The organism is Kribbella sp. NPDC004138 (assembly GCF_053603655.1).
In genome coordinates this window covers 1-20,634 of the sequence record NZ_JBSGFZ010000038.1, presented here as the reverse complement: position 1 = coordinate 20,634, position 20,634 = coordinate 1, and the positions used below count along the sequence as shown (strand labels likewise).

23 protein-coding genes and 1 tRNA gene are annotated in these 20,634 nt (G+C 69.1%); 6 read left to right on the top strand and 18 right to left on the bottom strand.

Features of this window, described 5'->3' with window-relative positions:
- Positions 1-562: 562 nt before the first annotated feature.
- A complete protein-coding gene (locus ACWEOO_RS38300; RefSeq protein WP_452147210.1) occupies positions 563-1,087 on the bottom strand; it encodes a hypothetical protein in 525 nt (174 codons plus the stop codon).
- A gap of 270 nt (positions 1,088-1,357) precedes the next feature.
- Between ACWEOO_RS38300 and ACWEOO_RS38295 the strand changes: the two genes are divergently transcribed.
- Together ACWEOO_RS38295 and ACWEOO_RS38290 are read left to right on the top strand one after the other, a co-directional pair.
- On the top strand, positions 1,358-1,705 hold the full coding sequence (locus tag ACWEOO_RS38295) for a hypothetical protein (protein ID WP_359937766.1): 348 nt from the start codon (positions 1,358-1,360) through the stop codon (positions 1,703-1,705).
- A 334-nt stretch (positions 1,706-2,039) separates the two neighbouring features.
- A complete protein-coding gene (locus ACWEOO_RS38290; RefSeq protein WP_452147209.1) occupies positions 2,040-2,816 on the top strand; it encodes a hypothetical protein in 777 nt (258 codons plus the stop codon).
- Between the two features lie 238 nt (positions 2,817-3,054).
- On the opposite strand, the gene ACWEOO_RS38285 is transcribed toward ACWEOO_RS38290, so the two are convergent.
- From ACWEOO_RS38285 to ACWEOO_RS38255, 7 genes are all read right to left on the bottom strand, one after another.
- Positions 3,055-4,008 (bottom strand): CHRD domain-containing protein, encoded by a 954-nt coding sequence (locus ACWEOO_RS38285; RefSeq protein WP_452147208.1) that lies wholly within the window; start codon positions 4,006-4,008, stop codon positions 3,055-3,057.
- Positions 4,009-4,390: 382 nt separating this feature from the next.
- Positions 4,391-4,463, bottom strand: a tRNA-Ala gene (locus tag ACWEOO_RS38280).
- A 502-nt stretch (positions 4,464-4,965) separates the two neighbouring features.
- On the bottom strand, positions 4,966-5,610 hold the full coding sequence (locus ACWEOO_RS38275; RefSeq protein ID WP_452147207.1) for a histidine phosphatase family protein: 645 nt from the start codon (positions 5,608-5,610) through the stop codon (positions 4,966-4,968).
- The gene (gene rsfS / locus ACWEOO_RS38270) at positions 5,607-5,987 is read right to left on the bottom strand and encodes a ribosome silencing factor (RefSeq protein ID WP_355689275.1); all 381 of its coding nucleotides are present in this window, start codon (positions 5,985-5,987) and stop codon (positions 5,607-5,609) included. Before rsfS ends, ACWEOO_RS38275 begins: the two co-directional genes overlap by 4 nt.
- Positions 5,988-5,994: 7 nt before the next feature.
- Positions 5,995-6,612 (bottom strand): nicotinate-nucleotide adenylyltransferase, encoded by a 618-nt coding sequence (nadD, locus tag ACWEOO_RS38265; RefSeq protein WP_452147206.1) that lies wholly within the window; start codon positions 6,610-6,612, stop codon positions 5,995-5,997.
- 8 nt (positions 6,613-6,620) lie between these two features.
- Complete coding sequence (locus ACWEOO_RS38260) at positions 6,621-6,779, bottom strand: hypothetical protein (protein ID WP_355483897.1); 159 nt, start codon at positions 6,777-6,779, stop codon at positions 6,621-6,623.
- An 87-nt stretch (positions 6,780-6,866) separates the two neighbouring features.
- Positions 6,867-6,995 carry a hypothetical protein gene (locus tag ACWEOO_RS38255; protein WP_355483899.1) on the bottom strand — a complete coding sequence of 43 codons (129 nt, stop codon included), beginning with the start codon at positions 6,993-6,995 and terminating at the stop codon, positions 6,867-6,869.
- A gap of 144 nt (positions 6,996-7,139) precedes the next feature.
- On the opposite strand from ACWEOO_RS38255, the gene ACWEOO_RS38250 reads away from it, so the two are divergent.
- The gene (locus ACWEOO_RS38250; RefSeq protein ID WP_355689279.1) at positions 7,140-7,589 is read left to right on the top strand and encodes an Lrp/AsnC family transcriptional regulator; all 450 of its coding nucleotides are present in this window, start codon (positions 7,140-7,142) and stop codon (positions 7,587-7,589) included.
- On the opposite strand, the gene ACWEOO_RS38245 is transcribed toward ACWEOO_RS38250, so the two are convergent.
- A complete protein-coding gene (locus ACWEOO_RS38245; protein WP_452147205.1) occupies positions 7,522-8,721 on the bottom strand; it encodes an MFS transporter in 1,200 nt (399 codons plus the stop codon). The two genes, ACWEOO_RS38250 and ACWEOO_RS38245, sit on opposite strands and share 68 nt — an antisense overlap.
- 87 nt (positions 8,722-8,808) lie before the next feature.
- On the opposite strand from ACWEOO_RS38245, the gene ACWEOO_RS38240 reads away from it, so the two are divergent.
- The gene (locus tag ACWEOO_RS38240; protein WP_452147204.1) at positions 8,809-10,068 is read left to right on the top strand and encodes a winged helix-turn-helix transcriptional regulator; all 1,260 of its coding nucleotides are present in this window, start codon (positions 8,809-8,811) and stop codon (positions 10,066-10,068) included.
- Here the strand turns inward: ACWEOO_RS38240 and ACWEOO_RS38235 are convergent.
- Positions 10,055-10,942 (bottom strand): alpha/beta fold hydrolase, encoded by an 888-nt coding sequence (locus tag ACWEOO_RS38235; protein WP_452147203.1) that lies wholly within the window; start codon positions 10,940-10,942, stop codon positions 10,055-10,057. The two genes, ACWEOO_RS38240 and ACWEOO_RS38235, sit on opposite strands and share 14 nt — an antisense overlap.
- A gap of 66 nt (positions 10,943-11,008) precedes the next feature.
- Between ACWEOO_RS38235 and ACWEOO_RS38230 the strand changes: the two genes are divergently transcribed.
- A complete protein-coding gene (locus ACWEOO_RS38230; RefSeq protein WP_452147202.1) occupies positions 11,009-11,587 on the top strand; it encodes a PadR family transcriptional regulator in 579 nt (192 codons plus the stop codon).
- Here ACWEOO_RS38230 and ACWEOO_RS38225 read toward each other — a convergent pair whose 3' ends face one another.
- The 3 genes from ACWEOO_RS38225 to ACWEOO_RS38215 all read right to left on the bottom strand — a co-directional run bounded on the left by ACWEOO_RS38225 (position 11,588) and on the right by ACWEOO_RS38215 (position 13,984).
- On the bottom strand, positions 11,588-12,832 hold the full coding sequence (locus ACWEOO_RS38225) for a glutamate-5-semialdehyde dehydrogenase (RefSeq protein ID WP_452147201.1): 1,245 nt from the start codon (positions 12,830-12,832) through the stop codon (positions 11,588-11,590).
- Positions 12,833-13,007: 175 nt separating this feature from the next.
- A complete protein-coding gene (locus ACWEOO_RS38220) occupies positions 13,008-13,481 on the bottom strand; it encodes an HXXEE domain-containing protein (protein ID WP_452147200.1) in 474 nt (157 codons plus the stop codon).
- Positions 13,478-13,984 carry a spore germination protein GerW family protein gene (locus tag ACWEOO_RS38215; protein WP_452147199.1) on the bottom strand — a complete coding sequence of 169 codons (507 nt, stop codon included), beginning with the start codon at positions 13,982-13,984 and terminating at the stop codon, positions 13,478-13,480. Before ACWEOO_RS38215 ends, ACWEOO_RS38220 begins: the two co-directional genes overlap by 4 nt.
- A gap of 158 nt (positions 13,985-14,142) precedes the next feature.
- Here ACWEOO_RS38215 and ACWEOO_RS38210 point away from each other — a divergent pair, with 158 nt between their 5' ends.
- On the top strand, positions 14,143-14,574 hold the full coding sequence (locus tag ACWEOO_RS38210; protein WP_452147198.1) for a hypothetical protein: 432 nt from the start codon (positions 14,143-14,145) through the stop codon (positions 14,572-14,574).
- A 3-nt stretch (positions 14,575-14,577) separates the two neighbouring features.
- On the opposite strand, the gene proB is transcribed toward ACWEOO_RS38210, so the two are convergent.
- The 5 genes from proB to ACWEOO_RS38185 all read right to left on the bottom strand — a co-directional run.
- Entirely contained in the window at positions 14,578-15,690 is a 1,113-nt protein-coding gene (gene proB, locus ACWEOO_RS38205; RefSeq protein ID WP_452147197.1) for a glutamate 5-kinase, read from the bottom strand.
- A gap of 4 nt (positions 15,691-15,694) precedes the next feature.
- On the bottom strand, positions 15,695-17,278 hold the full coding sequence (gene obgE, locus ACWEOO_RS38200) for a GTPase ObgE (RefSeq protein ID WP_452147196.1): 1,584 nt from the start codon (positions 17,276-17,278) through the stop codon (positions 15,695-15,697).
- A 113-nt stretch (positions 17,279-17,391) separates the two neighbouring features.
- On the bottom strand, positions 17,392-17,652 hold the full coding sequence (gene rpmA / locus ACWEOO_RS38195) for a 50S ribosomal protein L27 (protein WP_132152713.1): 261 nt from the start codon (positions 17,650-17,652) through the stop codon (positions 17,392-17,394).
- 12 nt (positions 17,653-17,664) lie between these two features.
- Positions 17,665-17,982 (bottom strand): 50S ribosomal protein L21, encoded by a 318-nt coding sequence (gene rplU / locus ACWEOO_RS38190; protein ID WP_344191216.1) that lies wholly within the window; start codon positions 17,980-17,982, stop codon positions 17,665-17,667.
- Positions 17,983-18,143: 161 nt separating this feature from the next.
- A partial coding sequence (locus ACWEOO_RS38185) for an Rne/Rng family ribonuclease (protein ID WP_452147195.1) occupies positions 18,144-20,634 on the bottom strand: 2,491 nt, incomplete at its 5' end.

The window sequence follows — 20,634 nt, the reverse complement described above, 5'->3', positions numbered from 1 at the left end:
TCTTCTACTGCGATGCTTAGCTCATGGCGGGTTGGGGCACGGTCTGGAGCCGCCTGCGCGCCACGGGGCATGCACTCTTCTACGCGAGCATGGAAGGCGTCTGCATAGCGCTCATCGTGATCGGCGTCATGACATTCGCTGGCCGCGACCGGCCGGCGTACTGGGGAACGTTCACGGAGACGTCGACCACCTGCTCCGGACTGCGAGGGGCATGCACCAACTCGGGTCGGTGGGTGAGCGACGATGGGTCGATCGTCAAGGACCGCGTGATGCTCGATGGCTTCGTCGAACGAGGACGCTCTGTGCGGGCTAGGTACCAACCGGGTGGTCCAATGGGGGACGACGACAACGACGTCGTGCACACCGCCTCCTGGTCGAGGGCTGGGCTCTGGTTTCCTTGGGTCGGCGCAGCGGTGTGCGCCGCCGCGATCTGGTACCAGCACCGACGGTGGCACCGTGACGCCACGGATCAATGAAGGCGTCTTGTGAAACGCTCAGCACCGCGAGCTGACCCCTATCAACATCGGGCCGGACGGTTGGCATCCGCGGCGCGATCGGTCCTCTAATCTGATCGAGCTCGAAGCACTCTCGTTTTGAGGCGATGCAGTTGCCGACGCGAGCACGAGGGATGCGCGCGACGCCAATCCTCGTAGCTCACCACCCGGTCGGCACCGACGACGTCGGCAAGGACGTTTCGCTGGTCGTCGGTGAGCCAGATGGCGCAGGAGGTTCCTTCATCGCTGAGGCTGGCGACCTCTCCATAGTCGCGCCGCCAGAACGTCGCGTCGTCGGCGTGTGGCGCCACGGTGATGAAGTCGTCCCGCACCTCGGAGTCACTGGTGGACTGGACACCTGTCTGCATGTAGTGATCGTTACGTTTCGAGTCGGGGACGAAGCGATCGCACAGTCTGGACGCTGCCTCAACGACCTCCGGCGGCCAGTCACTGCGCATGGACCACGGTATGTCGGTCTCGGCACGGCCCATCTCGGCTCCAACAAGGGTCAGTGCCCCGTGGACGGCCACGCCTCGTCTCGCGAAATCCAGACCGTCCGACAACAGCAGGTATTCGACGCGCCCATCCTTCACCCGGCGAGTATCTCAGGGAGTGAGTCAAGACTGCTGAGTCGCGCGCTGACGCGCCGAATTGAGGACGTTGCTGCGTGCGGAGACTCGCCACTGACGGCGCCGCCGTATGGACGTGGTCCATCGCGTTGGACCTCGATGATTTTCCCCGGCGCCCCGCGTTCGGGTTTCGGCGCCCATCTCACTAGTCAGGCCGTGTCGATGTGCCTAGAGTCGAGAGATGGCCGCACCCCGCGACCCAGGCCGGTCCGTTGATCGAATTGGAGGCGGCGCATGAGCGAAGACCAGGTGGCACGCAACCTCAAGGGTATGGACGACCTTGACTTCACAGGATGGAACAACGCCGATTGGGACGGCGTGTTCGCCCATCATCACACAGCTGACGTGCTGGTCGACTGGAAGGGGACGCCGCCCACGCACGGCATCCAAGAACACATCGGCGCGATGAAGGAGTACGTCGCGTCTGCAGGTGGAACGCCGCCTCAGATCATGTCCCATCCGATCGGGTTCGGATCGGGTGAGTGGACGTGCGTGATTGGGGAATTCGAGGACGGGAGCCGAATGGTCACCGTTGCCAAGTGGAAGGACGGCGCGATCGCTGAGGAATACATCTGGGCGTGAGCGACGGCGGGCAGGGCTGGGATCCCATTACGACGGCGGCCCCCAAGGCCACGCGGCATACCGCCTCGCCCTCGGACCGATGACCAACGGGAAGGTTGTCGCCCAAGTCAACGAAGACGACGTCGTCATCGAGCCCTTGTGGGACTCTTCTCTGTGACCTGGGCCGTCAGACACGTTGGACCGTCCGGGGGCAGGATGGCCCAGTCTGCCGCCTGGGTTCCTTAGAGCAGCAGGTCCTACGGATCGCGCTAAGCCTCCCAGGGTTGAGGGAAACGCCCTTCGCGGATGGCCGCCCACCTGACCATGTCGCCAGGTGACGCCAAGCTCTTCGACCATGCTGGTGCCGGAGTCCGGCTCGGATTCTCTTGCCCTGTCTCGGCGCCATGCCAACGGCTGGTCATCCTTTGCTTATGTTGACCAAGATCGCGGCTACGTCAACCCAGAGGACGTGCTCTGGTGGCTGCTCAGTCAGGGTGCTCACCTTGAGCTAGTACGTCCAGCCCTAGCCACTGCCTCCCCTGACTTCGATGTCGACGCCGAGGTCGAGACGTGGGATCACGTGGACTTGAAGGGAGCGCCGTACGACGATCCGCCCTGGCCGCCGTCGATCTCGAGGTATGGCGGTCGGTTCGGCCAGCGCGGCGACACCAAGGCGCGCAAGTCTCGCCGTACGCTGCGTCTGCCGGAACGATGCGTTGATGCGCTGGCCGAGCACCTGCAACACCAGGAGACTGCAAGGACCCCGCTGGCGATCGGAGGCAATCTGGCCTTCTGTACATCGATCGGCACCGAACTGGACGCGGCCAACGTCCCGCGTGCATTCGGCCGCGTGGTCGACCTGACACCTGGACTGAGTGCCGCGGAGTGGACGCCTCGGGAGCTGCGGCACAGCTTCGTGTCTCAGTGCCAGGGCGTAAGCATTGAACAGATCTCGCAGTTTGGTTGGGCAGAAGAGCGCCCAGGTGACCGAGACGGTGTACCGGCACGAGTTGCGGCCGGTGCTGACCGAGGGAGCCGAAGCGATGGACGAGATCCTGCCCCCGAAGCCGTTAGTGACTCAGGTCATGAAAGAGGCCGGCGCCATTCACAGTTGCGCCTTGAGCGTCCTTGACGCGAGCCCACCTGGCGTACCTCCGGCACCCTTCACGCCGAAGCGAGGCGGTTGTCACTCAGTCGATCCCTCAAGCCTTCAGAACCCCCGTGCCCGGGCGTTAGCGGTGCGCCATGGCAGCTGGCTGACCAACGATTGCCTCGATTTCTTCAAGCTCAAGGGGTCGAGGCAATCGCGCCGATCAAACAGAAGCTACGCCAGATGCCAGCACGCGGCGACTAATGCAGATCGAAACTGGTTAGCCGTTGATGAACAGATAGTCGGCTTGGTACGGGACGTTGACGATCGGCGTGACGTGCGGGTCGCAGTTCCCGGCCGGGGCGACGCCGCCGACAGTGTTGAGGCGCAGCACCTCGACAGCGTTCGCCAGCAGGCCGGTCGGGTCGCCGATCTGAGTCGCGTCGAGGTCCAGTTCGGCGATGTTGCCCGCTCCGTTCCCGTTCCTTGTGACGACCTTGGTGCCGCTGACCGCGCTGCCGTCGGGTGCTTGCCACTGGGGCGGGCCGGCGACCGGCTGGACGAAGGTGTGGTGGATGCCGCCGGTGAGGTGCGCGTCGACATTGTTCTGCGTAAAGGCGAACGAGCCGTCGAGTTGCGCGGTGCAGGCGTAGATCTGGCTGCCGAGTACCACCGACTCCTGCAGCGCGGCCACTCCGGTCGTGCTGACCGCGTGACTGAGCAGGTGCAGCTGGGCACGTACGGCGCCGTTCGGGAAGTCAGTGTTGCGCAGGTCGGTGTAGAAGCCGCTCGGGTTTGAGCGCAACGCGTCAAGCACACTTGGGTCGGTGACCGTGACGCTGCCGGAGGCGAAGCTACCCCCTCCGCTCGGCTTGGTGAACAAAGGTACGACGACCGGCCCGTCCACTCCTCGACCGGCGGCGTGGATGGCTGCCTCGGTCGGGGTACTGATGCCGCGCCAGGACACCGAGTAGCTGAGCGTGTTGCCCTCGATCCCGATGAGTTCCAGCGCTTGCCCGTCCGGATCACCGCCAGTTACTTCGTTCCGACCTTCCAGGCTCGCGACGAGGCCGGCGGGTGCTGCGGTCGGGTCGCCCGGCACCGTGATCCCCGCCGGCGGTGTCACCTGGGTGCTCGCTTCCGCCGCGCCAACGGCAAGGGTGGCGGAAGCGGCCGTCGCGACGACGGCGGCGCCGATGCCGTGGGCGAGGCGGCGTTTGATGCTCTGAGACATGGTGATTGTCCTTCCGGATCTGCGGCCGACGCCGTGTGCCCGGCCCGCATCCAGTAGCACGTCGATCCGGCGCCCGGGGCCCAACCGGAAACGGGGAGAAAGGTCACAGCCTCCTGGATGAACCGAATCGACGCCGCGTGCGTGTCCGCGATTCCTACCGCGGGTTCGTGTCCTCAGTGCAAGCGGGTAAAGATCGAGTAGATCACTCTGTTGGTCGGCCACAAGGACACTGAGGTGGCGGACGGTCTACGGTCACGAGCTCCGGCCGATCCCCACCCGCGGGAGTCCAAGCGATGAGCCAACTGCTGCCCCAGAAGCGCTGGTCACACAGGCCATGCAAAAGACCGGCCTCCCGAGTGGGAAACCGGCCTCTGAACTGCGGTGGAGCTTAGGGGATTCGAACCCCTGACCTCTTCCATGCCATGGAAGCGCGCTACCAACTGCGCCAAAGCCCCGCGGTGTCTTGCGACTCCGAAAGCTTAGCGGATGAGGGCCTGCAAAGAAAAATCGGTTCCCTCGTGGGGCTGGTGAGGTACGCGACACCCCTTCCAGGGCCCGCTGACGGGCGTGTCTAAGCTGCTCTACTGCGGGCCCACGGTATGTCGCAGCGCCGCCAGCAGCACGTGAACCAGGCCCTGGGGCAACGGTACCCAGGACCTCACCTGTGCGCGGCGGACTAGGCCCGCTGGAGGCCGATCCCGCAACGCTCTACTCCAGCACGCACGCGGCGGCCAAGTCCGGCCCAGGACAGGCCAAGCCGCCGGCGACGCCGGCCAGGCACGCCGATTGAGGCGGCCAACAGTCAGCCGCCACGAAGCGGTGTTCTTCCGGGCGTCGTCACACGACAACAGCTCGTACGCCGGGCGATCGCCCGCGGACCAGATACGCGCCGCCGGAGGCGGCCAGAAGAACAGTCGCCGCGGAGCGGTGTCCGATGGGCGGTGTCCTGCAAGGCCTCTAGCGCTGGGGGTCGTCGCTCATGACCGGCTCTGGGAGGGAGCCGGCGTTCCATTCTTCGATTCGCCAGCCGGCTCGGCCGGGGAGGAGGGAGACCCAGTTGCAGTTGGAGAGGCCTCCGAAGGCGGGCCAGCTCGCCTGCGGGATGCCCAGGAACAGGCAAATCCCGACGCGGGCGGCGAGGCCGTGGGTGGCGACGACGATGGTGTCTTCGGACGTGCCTTCCAAAGAGATCCGGATGAGCGCCTCGGAAAAGCGCTCGGCGACCTCTTCGACGGTTTCGCCGTTGGAGCCGCGGCGCTGGGGTTCGCCGCTGCGGATGCGGGCGGCGGCCTCCGGGTTCATGGCGGCGAGCTCGGACATGGTGAGGCCGGCCCAGTCGTCGACGTCGATCTCGCGGAGCGCTTCGTCGTACTCGATCTTCAGACCGGTCAGCAGCGAGAGCTCACCGGCGGTGGCCGCGGCGCGTTGCAGGTCGCTGGCGAAGAGCCGGGTGGGCGCGAGGGAGGCGAGCCGGGCGGCCGCGGCGCGGGCCTGCGTCAGGCCGACCGAGTCGAGCGGGATGTCGGCCTGGCCTTGGATCTTGTCCTGCAGGTTCCACTCGGTCCGGCCGTGCCGCCAGACGATCAGCCGTCCTGCGCTCATTCAGAGACGCCGGGGACGGGCGACGGCAGCGGGATGGCCGGGCAGTCGCGCCACAGGCGCTCCAGGGAGTAGAACGAGCGCTCCTCGTCGTGCTGGACGTGGATGACGATCTCGAGGTAGTCGAGCAGCACCCAGCGGCCTTCGCGGGCGCCCTCGCGGCGGACCGGCTTGGCGTCGAAGTCGACGCGCAGCTTCTCCTCGATCGCGTCCACGATCGCGCGGACCTGGCGGTCGTTCGAGGCGGACGCGACCAGGAAGGCGTCGGTGATGGCGAGCTGCTCGGAGACGTCGAAGGCGAGGACGTTCTCGGCCTTCTTGTCGTGGGCCGCTTCCGCGGCTGCGGTCAGCAGCTCGATGGCGCGTTCACTGGCAGACATAGACGTCCTAACGGTTGGTGTAGAGCTCACGCTTGGCGATGTACTGGACGATCCCGTCCGGCACCAGGTACCAGGTCGGGTTGCCCTTGGCGACCCGGGCGCGGCACTCGGTCGACGAGATCGCCAGCGCCGGCACCTCGAGCAGGGTGATCCGGTCCATCGGCAGCTGGTCCAGCGGCAGTTCGAGTCCTTCGGTGCCGGGCCGCGTACAGCCCACGAACTGGGCCAGCTTGAACATCTCGTCGACGTCCCGCCAGGTGAGGATCTGGGCGAGCGCGTCGGCGCCGGTGATGAAGAACAGCTCGGCGTCCGGGTACAGCCTGGACAGGTCGCGCAGGGTGTCGATCGTGTACGTCGGACCCGGCCGGTCGATGTCCACGCGGCTGACCGAGAACCGCGGATTGGACGCGGTCGCGATGACGGTCATCAGGTACCGGTCCTCGGGCGGGGAGACCTTCCGGTCCGACTTCTGCCAGGGCTGGCCGGTCGGGACGAAGATCACCTCGTCGAGGTCGAAGTAGGACTGCACCTCGCTGGCCGCGACCAGGTGCCCGTGATGGATCGGGTCGAACGTGCCACCCATCACGCCGATGCGTCGTACCCGCTCCACCGCCGCCATGCCCATCGAGCCGCTCAGCTGTGCGGCCGGCCCTTGCCCATGATGACGGTGACGAGCAGCAGCAGGACGAGCACGAACAGCGCGAACCCGCCGAACCACCACTTCGAGATGTGCGAGGCCTCGACCGCGGCCTCTTCGACCGCCGCGATCTGCGGCACCAAGTACGTGAGCATGAGGCAGAGCCTATCTCGTGACCGCGGAGACGACAGCGACCGGTGGCCCTGGACTCTCGCCCAGGCGCACCGGTCGCGATAGGAAGGTCAGCGGTGGCGGGTGGTGCGGGTCAGCAGCCGGCGCCAGTTGGACGGCGCGGCGTGCGCGCGGCGGGCCTGCGCGGCGACACGGTGCATCTCGTCGATCCGGGCACGGGCAACATCGGGGGTGATCATGATTCCTTCACTGGGTTGGTACGGCGGAACCGGGGTGGACTGTCCCCGGTACCTCAAATTGTACGGTAGGAGCTACGCTCTCACAAACGAATTAAAGGCACAGAGCATTCCTGACCTTAGAATCTGTGGTGAACGGGAGGCGTCATGGACGCGATCGACCGGCAGCTGATCGAGGCGCTTCGGCTGAACGGCCGCTCCAGCTGGGCCGAGCTGGGCCGGGAGGTCGGCTTGTCCGGCCCGAGCGTGCAGGAGCGGGTACGGCGTCTCGAGGAGCGCGGCGTACTGCTCGGGTACCGCGCCGTGGTCGCCCCGGAACAGGTCGGCCTGGGCACGAGTGCGCTGATCGGGCTGTTCCAGCGCGACGACGTCGAGACCGACGACGTGGTGGAGCAGGTCCGTGAGATCCCCGCGGTCGAGGACTGCTGGTTCGTCGCCGGCGACCAGGAACTCGTGGTCAAGGTGCGGGTCGCCGACGTGACCCAACTGGAGGCGGTCGTGGGGTCGCTGCGCCGCGTGAACGGCGTGGTCAGGACGCGGACGACGGTTGTGCTGTCGACTCGCTGGGAGGGGCGTCCCGCGCCCCTGCCCGACTGAGCAGCAGTACGACGCCTGCCACGAGCGCGAGGCCCGCTGCGACGGGGTAGAGCAGTTCCGGGGCGTGCTGGTACGCCGTACCGCCGATCGCCGGCGCGAGGAACATGCCGCTGATCGAGGCGGCGGCGTACAGGCTGGAGTACCGCCCGACCATTCCGTCCGGCGCCGCGTCGGCGACGTGCGCCGTGGCGGTCGGCTTGTAGAGCATCTCCCCCGCCGTCATCACGGCGATCGCCACCGCCGCACCGCCGAGTGCCGGCCAGACGCCGAGCACGGCCAACCCGATACCGATGCACGCGAAGCCCGCCGCGATCACCCGGGTCGCGCGATGACCGCGCAGCCGTACGGCGAGCGGGGCCTCGCACAGAACGATCACGACCGAGCTGGCGCCGAGCAGCACGCCGTACGCGACCGTCGGCGTGCCCGCGTCGCGCAGCAGCAACGGCATGGTCGCGAAGATCTGGCGGTAGACGGTGTCGACGACCACGATCGTCACCAGCACGAGCAGAACCGCGCGATCCCTCAAGACCGTCTTCCACAATCCGGTTGTCGACAATCCTGTTGTCTGTCGGACATTCGGGACCCAGCGCCAGATGATCGCGGCCATGACGAGGCTGGTGACGGCGTCGACGACGAACACCAGCGAGAAGTCGTACGCCGCGAGCAGGCCGCCAAGCGGCGGGCCGATGGTGAAACCGGCGTTCGAGGCGGTGCGGGACAGCGCGATGCCCTCACGGCGGCGCTCGGCCGGGAGTGAGGTGGCGACGAGGGCGCTGAGATTGGGACGCCCGGCACCGCCGAAGAGGCCGGCCAGCGCCGCGACGACGGCGATCGACGGGCCGGGCACCAACGGCATGGCCAGACAGGAGATCGCCCACAGCAACTGGCTCGCGAGCGCCGCCGTACGCAGGCCGAAACGGTCGCCGAACCACCCGCCGCCCAGGTTGCCGCCGACCAGACCGACGCCGTACGCCGCCGCGGCGAAGCCGGCCTGTTGCGCCGACATGCCGCGGTCCTCGACGAGGTAGAGCGTGAGGTAGATCCAGGCGAGCGCCCCGGCGCCGTTGACGAGCTGGCCGACCATCACGGCTTGGAGCCAGGTGGGCAGTTCCGCGATTCGGCGCCAGTACACATCCGCCCCCTGAGCTAGAGTGAGTTCCTGTCGGGAACTTACTCGACGGGCCGTCGGGGCGGCAACTGGATTCGAAGGAGTGCGGACGTGCGGCGGAGCACTTTCTCGCCCGAGCCGGACTGTGCGATCGCGCAGTCCCTCGGCGTCATCGGCGACGGCTGGGAGCTGCTGATCGTCCGCGACCTGGCGCGCGGGTTGTCGCGGTTCGACGAGCTCGCGGGCTCGCTGCACATCTCCCGGAAGGTGCTGACCGAGCGGCTGAACAGCCTGGTCGACAGCCGGATTGTCAACAAAACTGCGTATCAGGACCGGCCGACGCGGTACGCGTACGAGCTGACGCCGCGCGGTCGCGCGCTGCTGCCCGTGCTCGTCGCGCTGCAGGACTGGGGCGACCGCTGGCTGCTCGGGGACGGCTCGCTGACCGGAACGAACGCCGCGGACGAGCCGCCGGCACAGCGCCTGCACGAGCTCGTAGGTCAGCGCGTCCCGTACGTCGCCCTACCGTCCACCCGCGGCACGACAACCAACGCCCCGTCCACCCGCGGCACGACAGCCGACGCTCCGTCCACCCGCGGCACGACAACCAACGCCCCGTCAGCCCACGGCACGACAGCCGACGCCCTGTCGCCGCGCGGCACGACGGTCAACGCCCTGTCGCCCCGCGGCACGACGGTCGACGCCACAGCGGTCCGCGGTACGACAGTCGACAGCTCACCAACTCGCGACACGGAGGCCGACGCACCGCGGCCCCGCGGTAAGACGGCCGACGACCCGGCAACGCGCGGCACGGAGGCCGAAACCCCACCAACCCACGACACGGAGGCCGACGACCCGGCGGCGGCCGGCGCGGAGGCCGACGCCTCCTCGACCCGTGGCACGGCGGTTGACAGCGGCAGCCTGTCGGCGGGCGGTGCCGCGGTTGATGTGGTTGATGTGGGCGCGCGGGCCACTGTGATTTTCGGGTATCCGGCGACGGGTCGGCCGACTCCGTTGCCGGACGGTTGGGGTGAGATCCCCGGGGCCGCCGGCTGCACCTTGGAGAACCGGCTGTTCGCGGCGCGGTACGACGAGTTTGCGGCGAAGGGGATCGCGGTGCGCGGGGTGAGTACGCAGCGGACCGACGAGCAGCAGGCGTTCGCACAAGCGGAGGGAATCCCACACCTGCTGCTGTCCGATCTCGATCTGGAGCTGACGGCCGCGCTGCGGCTGCCGACGTTCCGCGCGGGCGGGTACGAGCGGCTGAAACGGTTCGTGCTGATCGTGGGCGCGGACCGGGTGATCCGATCGGTCCGGTATCCCGTCACCGACATCGCCGACGCGGTCGACTGGGCGCTCACGACTGGCTGAAGAACGACTTCACCTCGGCGGCGATGCGGCGGACGGCCTCGGGCTTGCCGTTCGGGTTGACGCCGCCCGGGTCCGAGGACGAGCCATGGTCGTAGCCGTCGAACTCGATCCGGCGGCAATGCGGCAGCACTTTCTCCAGCGTCGCGCGACCGGGCTCGAGGCCAGGCAGGCCTTTGCTGCCGCCAAGGAGCAGCACCTCGGCGTCGACCGTACGGAACGCGTCGAAGGTGCCGGCCAGTTCGGCGACGATCGTGCCCTCGGCGTGGATCGTGGGGGCGAGCTGCCGCATGGTGATCGCACCCGGCGCGGCCTGGCGCTCTTCCTTCGCCATCATCTTCTCGGTCATCCAGCGGAGCAGGCCGCGCGGCATCACCTTCAGGAACGGCGGCGCCATCTCGAAGCCGAACATGCTCGTCACCATCGCGCCGGCGACATCCCCGCGGGCGATCTCCCGGTCGAACCGCGCCAGCCACTCGCGGTGCGGAGCGCCGTCGGCGACGATCGCGGGCTCATAGAGCGCGACCTGCTTCAGGGACGGGAGGGTGCGAGCTGCCTCCAGCACCACCGCTCCCCCGGCGCTGACACCGAACGCGCGCTGCGCCCCGGCCGCGTCGAGGACGGCTTCCAGGTCCTCGACCTCGGTGTGGACGTTGTGGTCCGGCCGATGCGGACCCGAGAGCCCGCGGCCGCGGCGGTCCGGCAGGTAGACGGTGTACTCGTCGGCCAACGCCTCCGCGAACAAGGTGTGGCTGCGGGCCGACTCCATGCTGCCGTGCAGGACGACGACGGCCGGTCCCCGGCCGGTCTTGTAGTAGCCGATCTCGGTGCCGTCGCGGGAGGTGACGGCACCTTGGCTCAGTTCTGCTGTTCTCATGAAATCGATAGTTACATGTGCTCTAGTTGCATTGCAACTAGTTTCGATGACATCTAAAGTAGGAGCGTGACTTTTCGACGCTCGTCGCTGGCGCTCGCGATCCTCGGCCTTCTGGAGAACGGGCCGCTGCATCCGTACGGGATCCAGCGGCTGCTGAAGCAGTGGGGCAAGGACCAGGTCGTCAACGTCGGCCAACGGACCAGCCTGTACCGGATGATCGTGCGCCTGGAGGAGGCCGGACTGATCACGGCCGGCGCGACGGAGCGGGACGAGCGGTACCCCGAGCGGACCATCTACCACCTCACCGACGAGGGGCGCACGATCTGCCGGGAATGGCTGGCGGAGATCCTCACCACGCCGCGCAACGAGTTCCCCGAGTTCCCCGCGGGCCTGTCGTTCGTGATGCTGCTACCACCGCAGACAGCCTGCGAGCTCCTCGCACAACGCCGCGAGCGCCTGACGAAGCGCATCGCCGAACTGCACCTGGAGCTCGGCTCCGAGGTCGACGGCCACCCGGTCCCCCGCTTCGCTCTCCTGGAGTCGGAGTATCAGCTCGCCGTCACGGTCGCCGAAGCCGAATGGATCGACGGCGTGCTCGACGACCTCCGGACCGGCGCCCTGACCTGGACGCCCGGCCCGGCCTGATCAGGTGCGGATCTGGCCTTCGCCGGTGACGACGTACTTGGTGGAGGTCATCTCGGGCAGGCCCATCGGCCCGCGGGCGTGGAGTTTCTGGGTGGAGATGCCGATCTCGGCGCCGAAGCCGAACTCGCCGCCGTCGGTGAAGCGGGTGCTGGCGTTCACCACGACCGCCGCCGAGTCGACCGCGGTCGTGAAGCGCCGCGCGGCCGCCTGCGAGCGGGTGATGATCGCGTCGGTGTGACCCGAGCTGTACCGGCGGATGTGCTGCACGGCGTCCTCGAGCGAGCCGACGACCGCGGCCGACAGGTCGAGCGAGTTGTACTCGGTCCCGTAGTCCTCCTCGGTCGCCGCCACCACACCATTGCCAGCAGCAACTACCGCCGCGTCGCCGTGCACGGTCACACCGGCTTCGGCGAGGGCGGGCAGCGCGCGGGCCAGGAACTCCTCGGCGACATCCGCGTGGACCAGCAGCGACTCGGCCGCGTTGCAGACGCTCGGGCGCTGGGTCTTCGAGTTCAGCAGGATCTCCAGACCGAGGCCGAGATCCGCGTCCGCGTCGATGTACACGTGACAGTTGCCGACACCGGTCTCGATCACCGGCACCGACGACTCGCTCACGACGGTCTGGATCAGCCCGGCGCCGCCGCGCGGGATCAGTACGTCGACCAGCCCGCGCGCCTGCATGAGCTCCTTGACCGCGGCCCGATCCGTCGGCACGCCCTGGACCACGTCGGCCGGCAACCCCGCCGACTCGGCAGCATCTCGCAGTACGGCGATGATCGCCTTGTTGGACGCGGCCGCGGACGACGAACCGCGCAGCAGGACAGCGTTGCCGGACTTCAGGCAGATGCCCGCGGCGTCGGCGGTCACGTTCGGACGGGCCTCGTAGATGATGCCGACGACGCCGAACGGCACCCGCACCTGGCGGAGCTCGAGGCCGTTGGGCAGCGTGTATCCGCGGACGACCTCGCCGATCGGGTCCGCGAGGCCGGCGAGCTGCTCCAACCCGGCCGCCATCCCGTCGACGCGCGCCGGGTTCAGCGCCAGGCGGTCGACGGTGGACTCCGGCGTACCGGCTTCCCGCGCGGCGGCGACGTCGACGGCGTTCGCCTCGACGATCGCGTCCGTGTTGTCCCGCAGCGCCGCCGCCATCTCGTGCAACGCCGCGTCCTTGGTCGCCCGGGATGCCTCCGCCAACGCGTACGACGCCACGCGCGCCCGCCGCGCCAGCTCGATGATCTCGCTCACCCCTTCATCGTAGTGCGGCCCCGCCGCCTCCCTGCGCCGTTGTCTCTCAGGTGGACTTTGTGCACCCACCGACCACGAAATCGCGGTGACAATGCGCGGTGGGTGCACAAAGTCGGCCAGATGATCGACCGCGTCGTGTTCGCGCCGGCCCACGGCGGTACCGACGTACCGCAGATCAGCGGCGGCGTAGGCGTGGCAGGCGGGCCAGCGCGTGGGCCAGCGGGACGACTGCGGCGAGGGCGAGGTTGAGGCGGCGGTCGGGCGGTGCGATCGGCACGCCGTCCGCGCGCAGCCGACGCCAAGCCCACACACTGAACGGGATCACGACCAGCGGCGTGGTGACCAGGCCGGGCGTGTAGCGCCGGAGGACCACCGACTGGGCGATGTGCGTGCCGGCGTGCAGACCGAAGCCCAGCAGCGACGCCTGGAAGAACTTGCTGCGTCCGCCCGTCGCGGCGCCCGCGGCGGAGGCGGCCGCCATCGCGATGCCAGTCAGGCCGATCGCGGTGGCCGCCTCCGTCCGCGACATCGGCAGCACCTTCGTCAGCGGTGCCGGCAGATCCTGCTGCTGCGAGAACGACGGCATCGTGGCGAGTTCCTCGAGGTCGTGGACGATCCAGGCGGCGAGGAGACCCCAGGCGAGCTTCACACCGTCATCGTAGGTTCTGGCACCGCAGGCTCTGGCTCGAGAGGCTGCTGCTCGCGAGACTCGCGAGACTCCTGCTTGCGAGACTCCCGCTTGCGAGACTCCTGCTTGCGAGGCTCTCGCTCGGGAGCCCGCTGTCGGCGGTCGCGGAGGATCTTGAACAGGGTCCGCAGCGTCAGCAGGGCCACGATGCCTACGATCTGACCGCCGAGAACCACCTTGGTGACGTCGACTGCCGGCGACCAGGTGACCTCGTCGTCCTTGATGACGTAGACGCCGACCGGCCGTGCGGACAGGCCGATCCCACCGCCGGACCCCTCGGCGCCGCGCCCGTTGGCGTCCTCGCCCCGGCCGCCGCCTCCGCCGCCGGCGATCCGTGCGACCGGAAGCACCGTGAGCCCCTTGTAGCTCACCGGAGTACCGAACACCGTTCCGGCCTTCACACTGTCCACCACTCCGCGCAGCACTTCGAGAACGTCCGACTGCGTCTTGTCCGGCTTTCCCATGTCTGTCGGCCTCCCCTGGTCTCAACCGCTCACACATCGCCTCCAGACTCGGCGCGACGACGTACGGCGTCCAGAGGACTCGGTCCCGGCAGAACGGGACCTCTGGGACGGGACAGTCGCCACCGCCTCGGCGAGACTCGTGCCGAGGAGGTGCGATCATGCTCAAACAGACCGAACGCCGCCCCTCACGGGCGAGCCGGCGGACCGGCTACGTGTTCGCCGTCATGTTCAACGCCGTCGCGCTCTACGCCATCCATGTCTGGCCCGGCTGGCAGCAGGTCCCGTTCCTCACGTCCGACACCGAACAGGTGCTCGGCTGGGTCAGCGCGACGCTGATCGCGGGACTCGCGGTGAACGTCGTCTACCTGCTGACGGACCCGCGCTGGCTGAAGTCGCTGGGTGACCTGACCGTCACCGGCGTCGGGCTGGTCGCGATCATCCGCGTCTGGCAGGTCTTCCCGTTCGACTTCGGGGACCCGTGGGTGCCGCTCGCCCGGATCCTGCTGGCGATCGGGTTCTTCGGGTCGATCGCCGCCATGATCGTCCAGCTCGTCGTCCTGGTGGCGGACGGGAGCCGAGCGCGCCGCTAGGGCCTAGAGCAGGACGAGGTCGTCGCGGTGCACGACCTCGCGTTCGTACGCCGCTCCGAGCTCGCGCGCGAGATCCCGCGTGGAACGCCCGAGCAGGTCGGGCAGCTCGGACGCGTCGTAGTTGACCAGCCCGCGCGCGACGACGACACCTGAGGGCGAGACGAGGTCGACAGGGTCACCGGCCGAGAACGTGCCTTCAACAGCGGAGATGCCGGCCGGCAGCAGCGACGCGCGGCGGTGCGTCAACGCGCGCACCGCGCCCTCGTCGAGGTGCAGGATGCCCTGGCCAGAGGTCGCGTGCGCGAGCCACAGCAGGCGTGTCTTGCGGCGCCGGCCGGTGGGGTGGAACAGCGTGCCGACCGGCTCCCCGCGGAGTGCCTCGCCGACCCGCCCGGCGGAGGTGAGGACGACGGGGATCCCTGCCTCCGTGGCGATCGCGGCCGCCTCGACCTTCGTCTGCATCCCGCCCGTGCCGACGCCGGACGCCCCGGTCTTCCCGATCGCCAGCGGCTCCAGGTCGGCGGCGCCGCGGATCTCGGTGACCATCGACGTACCGGGCTTGCGGGGATCACCGTCGTACAGGCCGTCGACGTCGGACAGCAGGAGCAGCAGGTCCGCGTGCACCAGGTGACCGGTCAGCGCCGCGAGCCGGTCGTTGTCGCCGAAGCGGATCTCGGTGGTCGCGACCGTGTCGTTCTCGTTCACGATCGGCACGACGCCGAGCTCGAGCAGCCGGGCGAACGTCCGGTACGCGTTGCGGTAGTGCGCTCGCCGGGTCACGTCGTCGACCGTCAGCAGCACCTGCCCGACGCGCAGCCCGTGGGCCGCGAAAGCGTCGCTGTAGCGGGCCATCAGCAGTCCCTGGCCGACCGAGGCGGCCGCCTGCTGAGTCGCCAGGTCCCGCGGCCGGGTCCGCAACCCCATCGGGGCCAGCCCGGCGGCGATCGCGCCGGAGGAGACGAGAACGACCTCGGTGCCCTCCACCCGGCGCGCCGCGATGGCGTCGACGAGCAGCCGGAGCCGTTCCAGGTCGATCTTGCCGCGCTGGGTCAGCGACGACGAGCCGACCTTCACGACGATTCGCGTGGCGTTCAGCGCCTCCGCGCGATGCTTCATGAAATCAACCGTTCTGGTCGAGATCCTCCGCCGCGGCCAGCTCGCGCGCCTCCTTGCGCGCCTGCTTCGCCGCGGCCTCTGCCGCTCGCTTCGCCGCGGCCGGAGACAGGTCGACCTCGTCGGCGTCCCAGTTCGCGCCGTACTGCGACCAGTCCTCGGCGCGCTCCCCCTCGCGGAAGGCGTGGTACTCGGTGTCCTTGGCCTGCCGCCGCTGCGCCGCGGGGCGGACCTCCTCGAGCCGGTGGTCCTCACCGCGCCGGGCGAGGATCTCCGCGCCGGCCTGGACGTCGGGCGCGAAGTCGAACACGATCGCGTTCGGACCGTCGCCGATCACCACCGCGTCGCCCGGCCGCGCACCGAGCTTCAGCAGCTCCTCCTCGACGCCGAGCCGGTTCAGCCGGTCGGCGAGGTAGCCGGTCGCCTCCGCGTTGGCGAAGTCGGTCTGCTTCACCCAGCGCTCGGGCTTCTGGCCCTGGACCAGCCAGCCGCCGTCGTCCGGCAGCTTCTTCACCTTGAACTCGGGCCCGCCCTGCATCTGCGGCCGGATCACGATCCGCGTGGTGTCGGGCTTCTCCTGCTCGGCGCGCCGCCGTACGACGATCTCGGCCATCGCGAACTTCAGCGCCTCCAGGCCCTCGTGCGACGCGGTCGAGATCGGGAACACCCGGTACCCGCGCTGCACCAGCTCGGCCTGCACCATCTCGGCGATCTCACGCGCGTCCGGTACGTCGATCTTGTTCAGGGCAACGAGTCGCGGCCGATCCTCGAGCCCGCCGTGCGCGGTCAGCTCGGCCTCGATCGTGTCCAGGTCGCTTAACGGGTCGCGGCCCGGCTCGTACGTCGCGCAGTCGACGACGTGGACCAGCGCGGCGCACCGCTCCACGTGCCGCAGGAAGTCGTACCCGAGGCCACGGCCTTCGCTCGCGCCCTCGATCAGACCGGGGACGTCGGCGACGGTGAACGTGGTGTCACCGGCAACGACGACGCCGAGGTTCGGGATCAGGGTGGTGAACGGGTAGTCGGCGATCTTCGGCCGGGCGCGGCTGATCGCGGCGATCAGCGACGACTTGCCGGCGCTCGGGAACCCGACCAGGCCGACGTCCGCGACGACCTTCAGCTCCAGGACGAGCGTGCGCTCCTCGCCGTCCTCACCGAGCAGCGCGAAACCGGGCGCCTTGCGGGAACTGCTCGCCAGGGCCGCGTTGCCCAGACCGCCCTTGCCGCCCTGCGCCGCGACGAACTCCGCACCCGGTCCGACGAGATCGGCGAGCACGTCACCGTCCGCCGTACTGATGACGGTGCCGTCCGGGACGCCGAGGACCACGTCGCCGCCGTTGCTGCCGGCCTGGTTGTCACCCTTGCCCTGGGCACCGTTCGTCGCGGTGCGGTGGCTGGAGCGGTGGTAGTCGACGAGCGTCGTCACGTCCGGGTCGACGCGCAGGATGACGCTGCCGCCGTCACCGCCGTTGCCGCCGTCGGGACCGCCGAGCGGCTTGAACTTCTCCCGGTGCACCGAGGCGCAGCCGTTCCCGCCGCGGCCCGCGGTGACGTGCACCGTGACGCGGTCGACGAAACTGGGGATGGCCATCGGTGTTCTCTACTTCCTGCAGGAGCCAAGTACTACTTACACAGCAAAAGGGCGGGTGCGCGGTATTCCGCGACCCGCCCTTTCGACAGAGCTTCGTGAACCGGGTGGCGGTGTTACTCCGCCGGCGCCGGGACGATGTTGACGACGCGGCGACCACGCCGGGTGCCGAACTCCACGGTGCCCTCGGCCAGCGCGAACAGCGTGTCGTCGCCGCCACGGCCGACCAGGTTGCCCGGGTGGAAGTGCGTGCCGCGCTGCCGGACGATGATCTCGCCGGCGTTCACCAGCTGACCGCCGTACCGCTTCACGCCGAGGCGCTGGGCGTTGGAGTCACGACCGTTGCGGGTCGAGGCCGCTCCCTTTTTGTGTGCCATCTGTTGATCAGCTCACTTCTTCTTCGCGTCGATCGCGGTGACCTTGACCTGGGTGTAGTGCTGACGGTGCCCCTGGCGCTTGCGGTAACCGGTCTTGTTCTTGTACTTGAGGATGTTGATCTTCGGGCCCTTGGTGCGGCCGAGAACCTCAGCCGACACGGCCACGTTGGCCAGCGCCGCGGCGTCGGCCGTCACGGTGTCGCCATCGACGACGAGGACCGCCGGCAGCGCGACGGTGTCGCCCACCTTCTCGGTCAGGCTGTCGATCTCGATGACATCGCCGACGGCGACCTTCTGCTGGGTGCCGCCACTGCGCACGATCGCGTACACCGTGGATCTCACTCTCTGCTGGATCGGAAAACTTACGGGTGTGATGGTGTGAGGTCGTCGCGAGGACGAACTCCTCACACACTTTCACACCGACACGAGTAGGGTGCGCCGAGCGCACCCGCTCAACTTTACAGGGTTGAGCCTGCAAAGTTGAAATCGGGTCAGCTGCCGGTGGTGACGAGTTCCGATGGCTCGGTCGCGTCACTGTCGGTAGCGGTCTTGCTCCGGCTGCGGCTGCTGCGCCGCCGCCGGGTGGTCTTCGGTGCGCCGTTCTGCGCCGCGTCGGCCTCGACGACCTCGGTCGCCTCGGCGGTCTCAGCAGACTCGGATGCGGTCTCGGCGGCCGGGGCCGGGAAGCCGGTGGCCTCCGGGCTCACGTGCTCCTCCGCGTCCGCAGAGACCGGATAGCCGGTTGGCTCCGGCGTACCGTCCACCGCGACCGGAGTGGCGTCGGCCTCGTCCTTCTTCGCGGTCGCCGCAGCGATCTGGGCCAGCCTCTGGGCGGCGTCGCCGTTGTGCTGCGGCGCCTCCGGCTCGGTGGCCTGCTCGTCCTCGCCGCGCCCCTTGCCGCGGCGGCGGCGCGAGCTCTTCCGGCCGCCGTCCTCCGCCTGCTTGCCGTGGTCGTGACCGCCCTGACCGTTTCCGCCCTGACCGTTCCCGCTCTGGCCGTTCCCACTCTGGCCGTTTCCGCTCTGGCCGTTGCGACCGTCGCGCCGACGGGACTCCTTCGGCTCGTCGTGCAGGATCAGCCCGCGACCGCCGCAGTGGTCGCAGTTCTCGCTGAACGCCTCGAGCAGACCGGTGCCGATCCGCTTCCGGGTCATCTGGACCAGGCCGAGCGAGGTGACCTCGGCGACCTGATGCTTGGTGCGGTCACGGCCCAGGCACTCGACCAGCCGGCGCAGCACCAGGTCCCGGTTCGACTCCAGCACCATGTCGATGAAGTCGATCACGATGATGCCGCCGATGTCGCGGAGCCGGAGCTGCCGGACGATCTCCTCGGCCGCCTCCAGGTTGTTCTTGGTGACGGTCTCCTCGAGGTTGCCGCCGGAGCCGGTGAACTTGCCGGTGTTCACGTCGACGACCGTCATCGCCTCGGTGCGGTCGATGATCAGCGAGCCGCCGGACGGCAGCCAGACCTTGCGGTCCAGCGCCTTCTTGATCTGCTCGTCGATCCGGTAGTTCGCGAAGACGTCGCCGTCGCCGCTCCACTTCTCGACCCGGTCGGCCAGATGCGGCGCGACGCCCTCGACGTACTCCCGGACCTGGTCGTAGGCGCGGTCGCCGGAGATCACCAGCTTGGCGAAGTCCTCGGTGAACAGGTCGCGGACGACGCGGATCAGCAGGTCCGGCTCGCCGTACAGCAGCTGCGGGGCCTGGCCGTTCTTGGACTTCTTGTCGATGTCCTCCCAGGCGGCCTGCAGGCGGCTGACGTCGGCGGTCAGCTCCTCCTCCGACGCGCCCTCGGCCGCGGTCCGGACGATCACGCCGGCCTCGTCGGGGACGATGTCCTTGAGGATCGTCTTCAGCCGGTTCCGCTCGGTGTCGGGCAGCTTGCGGCTGATGCCGCCGTTGCCGCCGCGCGGCACGTACACGACGTACCGGCCGGGCAGGCTGATCTGGTTGGTCAGGCGGGCGCCCTTGTGGCCGATCGGGTCCTTGGTCACCTGGACCAGGACCGACTGGCCGGACTTCAGCACCTGCTCGATCTTGCGCGGGCCGTTCGCGCCGCCGAGGGTGGCCCAGTCGACCTCACCGGCGTACAGCACCGCGTTGCGGCCCTTGCCGATGTCGATGAACGCCGCCTCCATGCTGGGCAGCACGTTCTGCACGCGGCCGAGGTACACGTTGCCGATCAGCGAGGTCTGCTCCGCCGTCGTCACGTAGTGCTCGACCAGCACGTTGTCCTCGGAGACCGCGATCTGGGTCAGATCCTCGCGGGACCGGATCACCATGGTCCGCTCGACCGACTCGCGCCGGGCCAGGAACTCGGCCTCGGTGACGATCGGCGCGCGGCGGCGGCCGGCGGCGCGGCCCTCGCGGCGGCGCTGCTTCTTCGCCTCCAGGCGGGTCGAGCCCTCGATCGCGGTGACCTCGTTCGCGACGCTCTTGCTGCGCGGCTCCCGGACCCGGACCACGGTCTCGTCGGGGTCGTCCGCGGAGGCGGAGCTGTCCTCGCCCTTGCGGCGGCGACGACGCCGACGGCGGCGGGACGAACTGCTGCCGGACTCGCCGTCCTCGTCGGAGTCCGCACCGTCCTGGTCGGCGTCCTCGGCCTGGGCGTCGGCGTCCTGCTCGGAGTCGTCGTCGTGGTCGTCGGCGTCCTGCTCGTCGGCGCTGTCCTCGGCGCCGTCCCCGTCACCGGACTTGCGGCGGCGGCGACCGCCGCGGCGGCGCCGGCGACGACGGGTGCCCTCGCCACCCTCCTCGCCGTCCTCGGCTTCGGTCTGCGCATCCGTCTGCGCATCCGTCTGGGCCTCGGTCTCGTCGGCGACCGCCTCGGCGGCCTCCAGGACCGGCTCGGCGCGGTCGGCCGCGACCTCTTCGGGGGTCTCGGCGGTCTGCGACCGGCATTCTCGACGGGCGGCGGGCGACCACGCACTGGGCGCACACGGACGTGCTGAGCGCGCGGTATCCGGAGGTCGTGGTGGA